The 12,876-nt window shown below is 70.4% G+C and carries 14 protein-coding genes and 1 riboswitch; of the genes, 2 read left to right on the top strand and 12 right to left on the bottom strand.

The genetic code is table 11. The features are described 5' to 3' along the window. Nucleotides 1-42 precede the first annotated feature (42 nt). The 10 genes from ACWGH0_RS26835 to clpS form a co-directional block, all read right to left on the bottom strand. A complete protein-coding gene (locus tag ACWGH0_RS26835; protein ID WP_453406813.1) occupies nucleotides 43-993 on the bottom strand; it encodes a PLP-dependent cysteine synthase family protein in 951 nt (316 codons plus the stop codon). Then, complete coding sequence (locus ACWGH0_RS26830; RefSeq protein ID WP_453406812.1) at nucleotides 993-1,271, bottom strand: MoaD/ThiS family protein; 279 nt, start codon at nucleotides 1,269-1,271, stop codon at nucleotides 993-995. The genes ACWGH0_RS26835 and ACWGH0_RS26830 overlap by 1 nt, the downstream gene beginning before the upstream one ends. Before the next feature lie 99 nt (nucleotides 1,272-1,370). Then, complete coding sequence (locus tag ACWGH0_RS26825; RefSeq protein ID WP_341870216.1) at nucleotides 1,371-1,481, bottom strand: putative leader peptide; 111 nt, start codon at nucleotides 1,479-1,481, stop codon at nucleotides 1,371-1,373. Between the two features lie 69 nt (nucleotides 1,482-1,550). Next, on the bottom strand, nucleotides 1,551-2,324 hold the full coding sequence (locus ACWGH0_RS26820) for an ABC transporter ATP-binding protein (RefSeq protein ID WP_453406811.1): 774 nt from the start codon (nucleotides 2,322-2,324) through the stop codon (nucleotides 1,551-1,553). Beyond that, nucleotides 2,321-3,379, bottom strand: coding sequence for a FecCD family ABC transporter permease (locus ACWGH0_RS26815; RefSeq protein WP_453406810.1), 1,059 nt, complete (start codon nucleotides 3,377-3,379; stop codon nucleotides 2,321-2,323). Before ACWGH0_RS26815 ends, ACWGH0_RS26820 begins: the two co-directional genes overlap by 4 nt. 11 nt (nucleotides 3,380-3,390) lie before the next feature. Then, nucleotides 3,391-4,374, bottom strand: coding sequence for an ABC transporter substrate-binding protein (locus tag ACWGH0_RS26810; protein WP_453406809.1), 984 nt, complete (start codon nucleotides 4,372-4,374; stop codon nucleotides 3,391-3,393). A gap of 61 nt (nucleotides 4,375-4,435) precedes the next feature. Next, nucleotides 4,436-4,515, bottom strand: a riboswitch (cobalamin riboswitch). Between the two features lie 79 nt (nucleotides 4,516-4,594). Next, a complete protein-coding gene (locus tag ACWGH0_RS26805) occupies nucleotides 4,595-5,011 on the bottom strand; it encodes a Mov34/MPN/PAD-1 family protein (protein WP_453406808.1) in 417 nt (138 codons plus the stop codon). A gap of 68 nt (nucleotides 5,012-5,079) precedes the next feature. Beyond that, nucleotides 5,080-6,513 carry an amino acid permease gene (locus ACWGH0_RS26800; RefSeq protein WP_453406807.1) on the bottom strand — a complete coding sequence of 478 codons (1,434 nt, stop codon included), beginning with the start codon at nucleotides 6,511-6,513 and terminating at the stop codon, nucleotides 5,080-5,082. A 343-nt stretch (nucleotides 6,514-6,856) separates the two neighbouring features. Continuing rightward, nucleotides 6,857-7,468 carry a DUF2017 domain-containing protein gene (locus ACWGH0_RS26795; protein WP_453406806.1) on the bottom strand — a complete coding sequence of 204 codons (612 nt, stop codon included), beginning with the start codon at nucleotides 7,466-7,468 and terminating at the stop codon, nucleotides 6,857-6,859. Beyond that, nucleotides 7,468-7,782, bottom strand: a complete 315-nt coding sequence (gene clpS, locus ACWGH0_RS26790; protein ID WP_344497713.1) for an ATP-dependent Clp protease adapter ClpS — start codon at nucleotides 7,780-7,782, stop codon at nucleotides 7,468-7,470. The genes ACWGH0_RS26795 and clpS overlap by 1 nt, the downstream gene beginning before the upstream one ends. Nucleotides 7,783-7,864: 82 nt before the next feature. Between clpS and ACWGH0_RS26785 the strand changes: the two genes are divergently transcribed. Together ACWGH0_RS26785 and ACWGH0_RS26780 are read left to right on the top strand one after the other, a co-directional pair. Further along, a complete protein-coding gene (locus ACWGH0_RS26785; protein WP_453406805.1) occupies nucleotides 7,865-9,193 on the top strand; it encodes a nicotinate phosphoribosyltransferase in 1,329 nt (442 codons plus the stop codon). 176 nt (nucleotides 9,194-9,369) lie between these two features. Further along, on the top strand, nucleotides 9,370-9,954 hold the full coding sequence (locus tag ACWGH0_RS26780; protein WP_453406804.1) for an isochorismatase family protein: 585 nt from the start codon (nucleotides 9,370-9,372) through the stop codon (nucleotides 9,952-9,954). 49 nt (nucleotides 9,955-10,003) lie between these two features. On the opposite strand, the gene ACWGH0_RS26775 is transcribed toward ACWGH0_RS26780, so the two are convergent. Beyond that, nucleotides 10,004-10,318, bottom strand: coding sequence for a hypothetical protein (locus ACWGH0_RS26775; RefSeq protein WP_453406803.1), 315 nt, complete (start codon nucleotides 10,316-10,318; stop codon nucleotides 10,004-10,006). A 122-nt stretch (nucleotides 10,319-10,440) separates the two neighbouring features. Beyond that, on the bottom strand, nucleotides 10,441-12,798 hold the full coding sequence (locus tag ACWGH0_RS26770) for an immune inhibitor A domain-containing protein (protein WP_453406815.1): 2,358 nt from the start codon (nucleotides 12,796-12,798) through the stop codon (nucleotides 10,441-10,443). Nucleotides 12,799-12,876 lie beyond the last annotated feature (78 nt).

Raw genomic sequence — 12,876 nt, 5'->3', positions numbered from 1 at the left:
CCCAGGGGGCGGTCCGGCCCTCTTCCCGCGTCGGGGCGGGCCCTACGCCCAGAGCTGGCCCTGGAGCGTTTCGATGGCCGCCTCGGTCGTCTCGGCCGTGTAGACGCCCGTCGACAGGTACTTCCAGCCGCCGTCGGCGACGACGAAGACGATGTCCGCCCGCTCCCCCGCCTTGACCGCCTTCTTCCCGACCCCGATCGCCGCGTGCAGCGCCGCCCCCGTGGAGACGCCCGCGAAGATTCCTTCCTGCTGGAGGAGTTCCCGGGTGCGCGTGACGGCGTCCGCCGAACCGACGGAGAAGCGGGTGGTCAGCACCGACGCGTCGTACAGCTCGGGGACGAAGCCCTCGTCGAGGTTGCGCAGGCCGTACACCAGGTCGTCGTAGCGCGGCTCGGCGGCGACGATCTTGATGTCGGGGAGGTTCTCCCGCAGGTAGCGGCCGACGCCCATGAGCGTGCCCGTGGTGCCGAGGCCGGCCACGAAGTGCGTGATGGTCGGGAGGTCGGTGAGGATCTCCGGACCGGTGGTGGCGTAGTGCGCCCCCGCGTTGTCCGGGTTGCCGTACTGGTACAGCATCACCCAGGACGGGTTCTGCGCCGAGAGCTCCTTGGCGACCCGTACGGCCGTGTTGGAGCCGCCCGCCGCCGGCGACGAGATGATCTTCGCTCCCCACATGGCGAGCAGGTCGCGCCGCTCCTGGGAGGTGTTCTCCGGCATGACGCACACGATGTCGTAGCCCTTGAGGCGGGCCGCCATCGCGAGCGAGATGCCGGTGTTGCCGCTGGTGGGCTCGAGGATGGTGCAGCCCGGGGTCAACCGGCCGTCCTTCTCCGCCTGTTCGACCATGTGGAGCGCGGGGCGGTCCTTGATCGAGCCGGTGGGGTTGCGGTCCTCCAGCTTGGCCCAGATGCGGACGTCCTCCGAGGGGGACAGCCTGGGGAGGCGGACGAGCGGCGTGTTGCCGACCGCCGCCAGCGGGGAGTCGTACCGCATCAGACCATGCCGCCGGCGACGGCCGGGAGGATGGTGACGCTGTCGCCGTCGGCGAGCTTGGTGGAGATGCCGTCGAGGAAGCGGACGTCCTCGTCGTTGAGGTAGACGTTCACGAAGCGGCGCAGCTGGCCGTTGTCGACGATGCGCTCCTGGATGCCGCTGTGGCGGGCCTCCAGGTCGGCGAAGAGGTCGGCGAGCGTGTCGCCGTTGCCCTGGACGGCCTTGGCGCCGTCCGTGTAGGTGCGGAGGATGGTCGGGATGCGGACCTCGATGGCCATGGCTGTCGACTCCTGTCAGGAGGGTGGCGTGAAAGGCGCGCGGCAGTTCGTCCCCCGCGCAGGGGCAAGCGTGTGTACGGGTGCTGGTTGGCCCGTGGCTCAGGCCGTAGGCGTACAGATTGCGCTGGCGAGCCGGCACAGGTCGACGTGCAGGCGCGCCACGAGCAGCACGGTGCTCGGCGTCGTCTCGCTCACGTCGTGGGGAACCATGCGGTCATCGTATAGATTCCCGGCCCGGTTGCCGGTATGTGATCTCACATCGTGGTCGAAAAGTGCTCGTCACGTGGACACCGGGAGGTAGACGACGGTCGGCGCCCCGGTCGTCGGGTGAATGCTGACCTCGGCGGACACCCCGTAGACGGTCCGCAGGAGGTCCGCCGTCAGGACGTCCTTCGGCGGGCCGGACGCGACGACCCGGCCGCGGTCCAGGACGTAGATCCGGTCGCAGTAGTACGCCGCGAGGTTCAGGTCGTGCAGCGCGAGGAGGCTGGTGGCTCCCAGGTCGCGCACGAGGCCGAGGATCTCCAGCTGGTAGCGGATGTCGAGGTGGTTGGTCGGCTCGTCGAGGACGACGAGGGACGGCTGCTGGACGAGGGCGCGGGCCGTCAGGGCCCGCTGGCGTTCGCCGCCCGAGAGGGACGGGAAGGCGCGGTCGGCGAGGCCCGCGATGCCGACGCGGCCGAGGGCCTCCCGTACGAGGGCGTCGTCGGCCGCGGTGTCCTGCTCCCAGAAGCGCTTGTGCGGGGAGCGGCCCATGGCGACGACCTCACGGACCGTCAGTTCGAAGGCGGAGCCGCTGTCCTGGGGGACGGTCGCGATGCGCCGGGCCCTGGCCGCGGGGCTCATGGCGTGCAGGTCCTCGCCGTCGAGGAGGACCCGGCCGTGGGTGGGGCGCAGGGTTCCGTACACGCAGCGCAGCAACGTCGTCTTGCCGCTGCCGTTGGGGCCGACCAGGCCGACGGTCTCGCCGTCGGCGGCGGTCAGGGTGACGTCGTCGACGAGGTGGCGGCCGCCGACGCCGTACGAGAGGCCGTGTGCGGTGAGGGTCGTCATGCGGCGGCTCCTTCGGTCGTTCCGTACGGCCGGCGGCGCAGCATCCACAGGAAGAACGGGCCGCCGGTGAGCGCGGTGAGCACGCCGACGGGGATGTCCTGGGGCGCGGCGACGGTACGGGCCGCCAGGTCGGCCAGGACCAGGAAGGCCGCCCCGCCGAGCGCGGCGACGGGCAGCAGCCTGCGGTGCCCGGCGCCGACGGCCATGCGGGCGGCGTGCGGGACCATCAGGCCGACGAAGCCGATCGCGCCGCTGAAAGCGACGAGCACGCCGGTGAGCAGCGAGGCCAGGACGAAGACGGCGGCGCGGAAGCGGCCGGTGTCGAGTCCGAGGACGGTGGCGCCCTCCTCCCCCACGAGCAGGAGGTCGAGCGGCCGGGCGAGGGTGACGAGGACGGCGGTGCCGACGGCCAGGACGGCGGCGGGGAGGGGGAGCATGTCCCAGCGGGCGCTGCCGAGGCCGCCGAGGGTCCAGTGGAGGATCTCCTTGAGGTGGTCGGCGCGTGCCGAGGTGACCATCAGGAGGCTGGTGAGGGCGGACAGGATGTAGGAGACGGCCACTCCGGCGAGCAGCAGCCGCCCGGTGGTCATGGCGCCGCCGCCGCGTGCCAGCCCGTACACGAGGACGAGGGAGCCGAGCGCGCCCGCGAAGGCGGCCAGCGGCACGGTGACGGTGGTGGCGATGCCCGCGCCGGCGCCGATGCCGAGGACGATGGCGCCGACCGCGCCGACCGACGCGCCGGAGGAGACCCCGAGCAGGAAGGGGTCGGCGAGCTGGTTGCGTACGAGGGCCTGGAGGACGGTGCCGATGACGGCGAGCCCGGCGCCGACGACGGCGCCGAGCAGCACGCGGGGCAGCCGTACGTCGAGGACGATCGTGCGGTACGGGCCGGGTTCGGCGGCCCCGGCCAGGGCCTGGAGCACCTGCGGGGCGGGGATGCGCACCGAGCCGAGGACGAGTCCCGCGACCGCCGCGCCCGCGAGCAGGGCGGCGAGCGCGGCGACGAGGAGGGTGTAGCGCAGGCGCCCCCGGGACACGGGGGTCTCGCAGCTCACGGCCGCCCCCGCTACTTCGCGAGCTCGGGGTGCAGCCGGCGTGCGAGCTTGTCGACGGCGGCCGGGGCGCGGACGCCGAGGACCATGTCGGAGAGGGGCAGGACGGCGAAGCGCTTGTTCTTGACGGCGGGCACGTCGGCGAGGGCCGGGTCGTCCAGGAGGCGCCGCTTCTTCTGGGCGACGGTGGTGGACCCGTAGTCGAGGATGACGATGGCCTCGGGCGCGCGCTGGACGACGCTCTCCCAGGAGGTGTCGGCGAAGGGCTTGGGGAGGTCGGCGAAGACGTTCTCGCCGCCCGCGCGCTTGACCATCTCGTGGCCGATGCCGGCGCCGCCGATGGTGGAGGCGGTCTTGTCGCCGCCGTCGTAGACGAAGACGGGGACAGGGTCGGCGCCGGCCAGCCGCTTCGCGGTGGCGGCGTTCCCGGCCCTGGCCCCGTCGATCCAGCGCTCGGCGCGCTCCGGTACGCCGAAGGTGCGGCCGACCTCGCGGATCTCCTGGTACAGGGCGTCCATCGACGTCTTGCCCTCGGCGCAGTACTCCGTGTTGAGGCGGGAGTCGATGCCGGCCTTCTTCAGCGTCTCGCGGCTGCGGCCGTCGCCGGCGGAGAACGCGGAGGCGTAACCCCCGTACACGAAGTCGGGGTTGGCGGCGAGCAGCCTCTCGTACGAGGGGTACTCCTTGGAGAGCACCGGGGTGGCCCGGTAGTCCTTCTCGTACTCGGGCAGCACCTTGTCGTCGAGGTAGGCGGTGCCGACGAGGGACTTGGCGAGGCCGAGTTCCAGCATCACCTCGGTGACGTGCTGGTTCATGGTGACGACGCGGGTGGGCGGTGCCTTGTAGGTCGTCTTCACACCGCAGTTGGTGACGGTGTACGGGAAGCCGTCGGCCGCCTTGGCGCCGGGCTCGGGCCGCTCCGCCGCCGTGGTGCAGGCGGTGAGGGTGAGCAGCGCGGCGGCCACGAGGGCGCGGCGGGATGGCCGGGTACGGAACACGGTGGTGCCTCCTCCGGGGGATGTCCTCGTCCCCTGGTCGGTGGTGCGGGAGGCGGCAGGTCAGTTCCTGGCTTCCTGGCATGGCGGGGCCATGGCCTGGTCACAGTGGCGGGACCGTGCCGGATTCGCACCGGCTTCCTGGGTCCTGCCGCCCGGGTCGTGCACAGTGTGTCACTGCGTCGCGGGCAGTGATCGTGCGGGCCGCCGCGCGGCCGGCCGGCTACGCCTCGACCTCGACCTCTTCCTCGGTGATCACGCCGTCCACGATGCGGAACGAGCGGAACTGGAACGGGCCGGCGTCGTCCGTGTCGGCGGTGGAGACCAGGACGTAGTGGGCGCCGGGTTCGTTGGCGTAGCTGATGTCCGTGCGGGACGGGTACGCCTCGGTCGCCGTGTGCGAGTGGTAGATGATGACGGGCTCTTCGTCCCGGTCGTCCATCTCGCGGTACAGCTTGAGCAGGTCCGAGGAGTCGAACTCGTAGAACGTGGGCGAGCGGGCGGCGTTGAGCATCGGGATGAAGCGCTCGGGGCGCCCGGACCCGGCCGGACCGGCGACCACGCCGCACGCCTCGTCGGGGTGGTCGGCGCGGGCGTGCGCGACGATCTGGTCGTAGAGGGCCTGGGAAAGGGTCAGCATGGGCCCCAGGATATGCAAAGGGCCCCGCCCGTACCGAGGGATGGTACGGGCGGGACCACATGCTGGGATTACGCGGCGGAGCGGTCGCGCTTCCTGATCACCAGCCACGAGACGCCGAGCAGCAGCGCCCACAGCGGGGCGCAGTACAGCGAGATCTGCGTGTCCTCGTCGATGCCCATCAGCACGACGACCATGCCGATGAACAGCAGGGCGAACCAGCTCGTGTACGGCGCTCCCGGGGCCCGGAAGGACGACTTGGGCAGCTCGCCGCGGTCGGACTTGGCCCGGTAGCGGATCTGGCTGACCAGGATCATGACCCAGGCCCACATGCCGGAGATGGTGGCGAAGGAGACGACGTAGTCGAAAGCCTTGCCCGGCCACTGGTAGTTGATCCACACGCCGACCAGCATCAGGGCGGCGGAGAACGAGGTGCCCACCAGGGGCAGGCCGCTCCTGGTCAGCCTGGTGAAGAACTTCGGGCCCTGGCCGTTGAGGGCGAGGTCGCGCAGCATGCGGCCGGTGGAGTACATGCCCGAGTTGCAGGAGGACAGGGCGGCGGTGAGGACCACGAAGTTGACGATGGCCGCGCCGACGCCGAGGCCCATCTTCTCGAAGGCCGCCACGAACGGCGAGGTGCCCGGCTCGAAGTGGGTCCACGGCACGACCGACAGGATCATGATGAGCGCGCCGACGTAGAAGACGGCGATGCGCCACGGCACGGTGTTGATGGCCTTGGGCAGGACCGTCTGCGGGTCCTTCGCCTCGCCCGCGGTGACGCCGACGAGCTCGACGGCGAGGAAGGCGAACATGACGAGCTGGAGGGTCATCAGCGTCTGGCCGATGCCGTTGGGGAAGAAGCCGCCCTGATCCCAGAGCATGGTCACCGAGGCGGTGTCACCGGCGTCCGAGAAGCCGATGGTGAGGATGCCGGCGCAGATCAGGATCATGCCGACGATCGCGGTCACCTTGATCATCGAGAACCAGAACTCCAGCTCGCCGAAGAGCTTCACGGAGATCAGGTTCACGCAGAAGAGGAGCACCGTGAAGATCAGCGCGAAGACCCACTGCGGCTGATCGGTCCAGCCGTCGGTGCCCTTGGTCCAGTACTGCATGTACTCGGAGGCCGCGGTGACCTCGGTGATGCCGGTGACGACCCAGAAGAGCCAGTACGTCCAGCCGGTCACGAAGCCGGCGAAGGGGCCGACGAACTCGCGGGCGTACTCGGAGAAGGACCCGGAGACCGGGCGGTACATGAGGAGCTCGCCGAGCGCCCGCATGATGAAGAAGATGACGAGGCCAGCCAGGGCGTAGGCCAGGATCAGGCTGGGGCCCGCGATGGAGATGCCCTTGCCCGCGCCGAGGAAGAGGCCGGTGCCGATGGCGCCGCCGATCGCGATCATCTGGATCTGACGGGCCCCGAGTCCGCGCTGGTAACCCTCGCCGGACGTCGCGCCTTCGGCCTCACTGCCGTCGTGCTGCTTGTCGACCTGCACTGAGGTCATGGTGTGTCGCGCCTTTCTCCATGCCGACCCGGCCTCGAAACGGCTCGGATCGACTGTGACGATCCTTGAGGGGCGAAGCCCCCGGATGTGGAATGGAGTGCGTACCGGCGGTCAGCCGGCTTCAGCGCCCCCGGGGTACAGGGGTGGCGTCCCCGGGCGGTCGTGAAGATTTATCACGATCAGAGCACTGATCCATTGCGCCCCATGTGGCGGACACCACGACAAAAAGGGGACAAAAAACGCCTGGGGCGGCATAGGAACCCCAGGCGTTAATGTGATCGTTATCCGGATTTGAGCGTCCGTTGAGCGAACACTGCGGTCGACATGTCCGGACAGGTCATGTTCAGGGCATGAGCGTTTCGACGAGGCTCTCCTGGAGAGCGCCGAGCCACAGATAGGCCATCACCATCGGCTTGCGCGGGTCGGAGTCCGGCAGCCGGTACAGCTCGCCGGTCCCGCCGGCGTCGTCGTCGTCCGTGACCTCCAGGCGGGTGCCGATGGTCAGCCGCAGGTCGTTGAGCGTGCCGAGCCAGCGCCTGCGGTCGCCGTCCGCCAGCTTGAGCACGGCGCCGCCCTCGCCCCCGGTGACGAGCGCGTCGAGGCTGCGTACGACGGCGAGAGCGTCCTCGCGCTTGCGTTCGCGCAGGTCGTTCTCCGTGAAGCGGCGGAACTCGGCGGAGTTGGCGCGCACCTCCCGCTCGTGCGGGTCGTCCGGATCCGCCTGCGGGTCGCCGTACGCGTCGGGGAAGAGCCGGGCGAGGGCGGGGTCGGACGGCGCCTCACTGGGGCCCTCGGCGAACAGCGCGGCCAGCGGGTCCTCGCCCGCCGCCGGCTGGTCGCCCGGCCCGACCAGTTCGAGCAGTTGTACGGCCAGGCTGCGCAGGATGGAGATCTCGACCTCGTCGAGCGCGACGGCCGCGCCGCCCCCGGGGATCTCCTCGAAGAGCCCGGCCATCAGCCGCGGTCCTGCGTGAGCGTCGCCCAGAGCCCGTAGCCGTGCATCGCCTGCACGTCGCGCTCCATCTCCTCGCGGCTGCCGCTGGAGACGACCGCCCGGCCCTTGTGGTGAACGTCCAGCATCAGCTTGTGCGCCTTGTCCTTGGAGTAGCCGAAGTACGTCTGGAAGACATACGCGACGTAGCTCATGAGATTGACGGGGTCGTTGTGGACCAGCGTCACCCAGGGGACGTCGGGTTCGGGGACGGCGGAGGTTTCCTCGGCCGATTCAGGGCGTTCGATCTCTGCGGGAGCCGTACTCACTCGTCCCATGGTGCCACCCGTGACGGGCCGTCGCACAAACGGCCACGTAGAAATCGTCACTCTGACGAGATTAGGAGGTAGCATCCTTGCCATGAACACTGCGGACCTTGGGCTGCCGGTGGACGTTCCGTCGACAGCGCTCTTCACCGACCAGTACGAGTTCACGATGCTGCAGGCCGCCCTCAAGGCCGGCACCGCCGACCGGCGCTCCGTCTTCGAGGTCTTCACCCGCCGGCTGCCCGAGGGGCGCCGCTACGGCGTCGTGGCGGGCACCGGGCGCGTCCTGGACGCCGTGGAGAACTTCCGGTTCGACGCCGGCGTGCTCGGCTTCCTGCGGGAGCACGCGATCGTCGACGAGCCGACGCTGGAGTGGCTCGCGGCGTACCGCTTCACGGGTGACATCTGGGGCTACCCGGAGGGCGAGGTCTACTTCCCCGGCTCGCCGATCCTGCGCGTCGAGGGCAGCTTCGCCGAGTGCGTGCTGCTGGAGACCGTGATCCTCTCGATCCTGAACCACGACTCCGCCATCGCGGCGGCCGCCTCCCGGATGGCATCCGCGGCGGGCGACCGGCCGCTGATCGAGATGGGCGCCCGCCGTACGCACGAGCTGTCCGCCGTCGCCTCGGCGCGCGCCGCGTACGTCGGCGGCTTCACCTCCACCTCGGACCTCGCGGCCGGGTTCCGCTACAACATCCCCACCGTCGGCACCAGCGCGCACGCCTTCACGCTGCTGCACGACACCGAGCGCGACGCCTTCCGGGCGCAGGTCGCCTCCCTCGGCAGCGGCACGACGCTGCTGGTCGACACGTACGACGTCGAGGAGGCGGTCCGTACCGCCGTCGAGGTGGCCGGGACGGAGCTCGGGGCGGTCCGCATCGACTCCGGCGACCTGCTGCTCGTCGCGCACCGGGTGCGCGACCAGCTCGACGCGCTGGGCGCCACCAGCACGAGGATCGTGGTGACCAGCGACCTGGACGAGTACGCCATCGCCTCGCTGGCGGCGGCCCCGGTGGACGCGTACGGCGTCGGCACCCAGCTCGTCACGGGCAGCGGGCACCCCACCTGCTCCATGGTCTACAAGCTGGTCGCACGGGCCGGCTCGGCGGATCCGCAGGCCCCGCTCCAGCCGGTGGCGAAGAAGTCGACGGGCGGGAAGACCTCGATCGGCGGCCGCAAGTGGGCGGCCCGCCGCCCGGACGCGCACGGCGTCGCGGAGGCCGAGGTCGTGGGCACCGGGCCCGTACCGCCCGAGCTGGCCGGCCGGCAGCTCCAGGTCGAGCTGGTCAAGGGCGGCGAGGTGGTGGCGCGCGAGCCGCTGGACGACGTACGGCAGCGGCACATCGCCGCACGCGCGGGTCTGCCCATGTCGGCGGTGCAGCTGTCGCGGGGCGAGCCGGTGATCCCCACCGAGTACGCATGAACGCGGCATGAGCGGGCAGCGGCAGGCCAGAGGGCGGGCGCTCCGGGCGTCACCGGCCTTCTAGCAGCCAAAGGCCCCCTGCCGCAAGGCCGTTGGAATCTCTACCCTCGTACCATCGCCCGCACAACAGGACACGCAACCCCCCGCCGCCGCATCCCCACCGAAGGGCCCCCGCCATGCACCGCGCCTTGATCGTCGTGGACGTTCAGAACGACTTCTGCGAGGGCGGCAGCCTCGCGGTGGCGGGCGGTGCCGACGTCGCCGCCGCCGTCACCGAGCTGATCGGGGCCGCCCCGGCCGGGTACCGCCACGTCGTGGCCACCCGCGACCACCACGTCGACCCCGGCGACCACTTCTCCGCCACCCCGGACTACGTCCGCTCCTGGCCCGTGCACTGCGTCGCCGGTACGGAGGGCGTCGGCTTCCACCCGAACTTCGCGCCGGCCGTCGCCTCGGGCGCCATCGCCGCGGTCTTCGACAAGGGCGCCCACGCGGCGGCGTACAGCGGCTTCGAGGGCGCGGACGAGAACGGGACCGCCCTGGCCGACTGGCTGCGGGACCGCGGGGTGACCGAGGTCGACGTGGTCGGCATCGCCACCGACCACTGCGTGCGGGCGACAGCCCTGGACGCGGTCCGCGAGGGCTTCACCACGCACGTCCTGCTCGACCTGACGGCGGGCGTCTCCGAGGCGACGACGGAACGGGCCCTGGAGGAGATGCGCGGGGCGGGCGTGGAGCTGTCGGGGAAGCCGGTGGTCTAGCCGGTGCCCCCGCCGGCCGCCGACGGCCGGGAAGGCCCGCCCCGCCGCCCTAAGCCGGGCGTACGGGCCTGAGGAGCGCCCGTATGGGGTGCCAGAGCTCGACCGTCTCCTGCGGCGCCGCACGCCACAGCAGGCCGTCCGGATGGTGCAGGACGGCGGTGATCTCGTCCGGCGTCGGCGGGTGGGCGTTGCCCCGCAGGTAGACGGCGCGCAGACCGTGGTTCCGCAGCCTGGTCAGGGCGCGGGCGCGATTGACCGAGTGCACCAGGACGCGGACCTTGCGGCCCTCCGCCTCCGGGCTGGGCAGCGTGAGCGCCACCACCACGCTGCCGCCGGGCAGCCGTACGAAACCTCCACCGGACATGCCGATCATTCCCCCATAAGACGTCGTGTCAACAAGAGCTGGTCAAGAGGCATCTAAACGTGATCGGCCGCCGCCCGCTAGAGGGCGACGGCCGATCATGCTCTGACCTGCGATGTTACGAATTACTTGGCCGAGGGGCCGACCTTCACGGTGATCGTCGAGCCGTTCTTCGGCTCGCTGATGATCGAGATCCGGGTGTTCGTGTCAGGAACGTCCACTCCGCCGGTCGGGTTCTCCTTGTACCAGTACGTCCCCTTGCGGTCGTCGAAGACCGGAACGCCCTTCTGCGACGCCAGCTTCTGCGGCACGTTCGCGCTGTGCAGCGTGAAGCCGTCCGTGCGGTACTTGCTGAAGGTCGCGTCGAAGGCCTGGATCTTGTTGCGCAGCAGCTTGCCGTCCGCCCACTTCAGCGGCTTGGCGTGCGCGTCGACCGGAAGGATCAGACCCTTGCCCGGGTGGGCGCTGGTGTTGTTGTCCTTCTGCGAGGTGTCCCACAGCCAGATCATCAGGCCGTTCTGGTACGGGTAGTGCTCGACCCAGCTCGGCCGGGTGGGAGCGAACCCGAAGTTGTACGGGCCGACCTTGAGGGTCTTGTCGTACGACACGTACTGGCGGTTCTCGGCCAGGTAGTACTGCTCGTACTCCTTGGTGAAGGACTCGCCGACGCGGGTGAAGCCCTTGGCGGTCCAGCCGTTGTCGTCGCCCTCGGCGTTGTCCGTGAACACGGGCGTGCCGTCGGCGGTCAGCGTGATGGCGTCGGCCGCGAAGCCCTTGCCGCCCGCGCCGCCGTCCGTCTGGTAGCGGAACCGGAGGTCGAACTTCTTGCCGGCGTAGGCGTCCAGCGGGAAGGCGAGCTTCTTGTACGCGCCGCCCACGCCCGTCAGGCCCGGCTTGTCGGCGGCGTCGCGCGGCAGCGCCTTGCCGTCGGCGGTGCCGTCCACGGCCGTCCACGTCCTGCCCGCGTCGGTCGAGACCTCGGCGTACAGCCAGTCGTAGTTGGCCTCGATGTCCCACCAGCCCTGCAACGACAGCTCGGCCTTGGCCCTGCCGGTCAGGTCGACGGACCGGGTGAGGGTGTTCTTGAGGTCGTCGCCCATGTCGCTCCACCACTGCTTGGAGCCCTCGGCGGGCTTCACGACAGGAGTGGTGACGGCCTTCTTCGGCAGCTCGACGACGAGCGCCTGCGGGTTCTTGGTGTTGTACGCCGAGACGCCCAGCTTGTGCTTCGACTTCGTCGCGGCCTTCGCCTTGTCGAAGTCGAGCCAGCCCAGCTGGAACTTGTCCCAGGCGGTCATGTCGCCGGGCAGGTCACCGATTTCGGTCTTGCCCTTGCCGAGCCAGGAACCGGCCGACATCAGCGACCAGAAGCCGACGCTGTTCTCGCCCTTGCCCGAGGTGTCGTACAGGTCGGGCAGGCCCAGGTCGTGGCCGTACTCGTGGGCGAAGACGCCGAGGCCGCCGTTCTCCGGCTGCATGGTGTAGTCGCCGACCCAGATGCCGGTCTTGCCGATCTCGGTGCCGCCGGCCGGGTTGTTCGCCGGGCCGGTCTTGCCCGCGTCCGTGCCGTACGCGTACCAGCGGTGCGCCCACAGGGCGTTCTCGCCCTGCGCGCCGCCGCCCGCCGACTCGTCCTCGCCCGCGTGGACGATCTGGAAGTGGTCGATGTAGCCGTCGGACTCGTTGAAGTTGCCGTCGGTGTCGAAGTCGTAGCGGTCCCACTGGTCGTAGCCGGAGAGCTGCGCCTTGATCTCGGCGTCCGTCTTGCCCTTGGCCTTCTGGTCGGCGGCCCAAGCGCTCACGCCGTCGCGGACGGTGTCCCACACGTTGGCGCAGTTGCTGTCGCCGCAGTAGTTGGAGCCGTAACGGGCCTCGTTGTAGTCGACCTTGACCCAGTCGGAGACCTCGCCGTCGACCGAGTAGCGGCCGGAGGAGGTCTTCTCGTAGTACGTCTTGAGGGAGTCCTTGCCCTTGCCCTCGCCGAAGTACAGCTCCTGGAAGTGCTTCTGGTCGTAGTCCTTCTGCCAGGCCGTCGAGTTGTCCTCGGAACGGTCCGGCTCGGCTATCCGGTTGTGCGCGGGGCCGGGCTCGCCGCCGTACTTCCTGACGGGCGGCTCGGGGCCGTCGCCGTCCGGGTCGAACATGGTCGTGTCGTCGACCTTGTCGCCGAACTCGACCAGGATCGTGAAGATCTTGTCGGTCTTCTCGCGGCCCAGCTCGACGTACTTCTTGTCGTCGAGCTTGACGACCTTGGAGGCGCCGCGCTTCTGGACGGTGGCGTCCCCCGCGACGACCTGCTCCAGCGCGGCCTTGCGCGCCAGCTCCTGCTGCTTGCTGAACGGTCCTTCGAGGTCGTGCTCGACATGGCCCTTGGCGGGCGCCGGGTCGCGGCGCTCGATCCCGGCGCCGTCCGCCGTGCCCGCGGGCCTCTCGTCGGCCTGTGCGGTGGCGAAAGCAGAGGCCGTCGCGGCGGTCGCGGCCATGGCGACGACTACGGCGGCGGCTCTGATCCGCCCTCGGTTGGTGGTCACTTGATGATGTCCTCCCCCGCGGGCCGCGTC

It is taken from the genome of Streptomyces sp. NPDC054887 (genome assembly GCF_053610585.1).
Note: the sequence above shows the minus strand (reverse complement) of the source record. Positions and strands in the feature narration are given on the sequence as shown.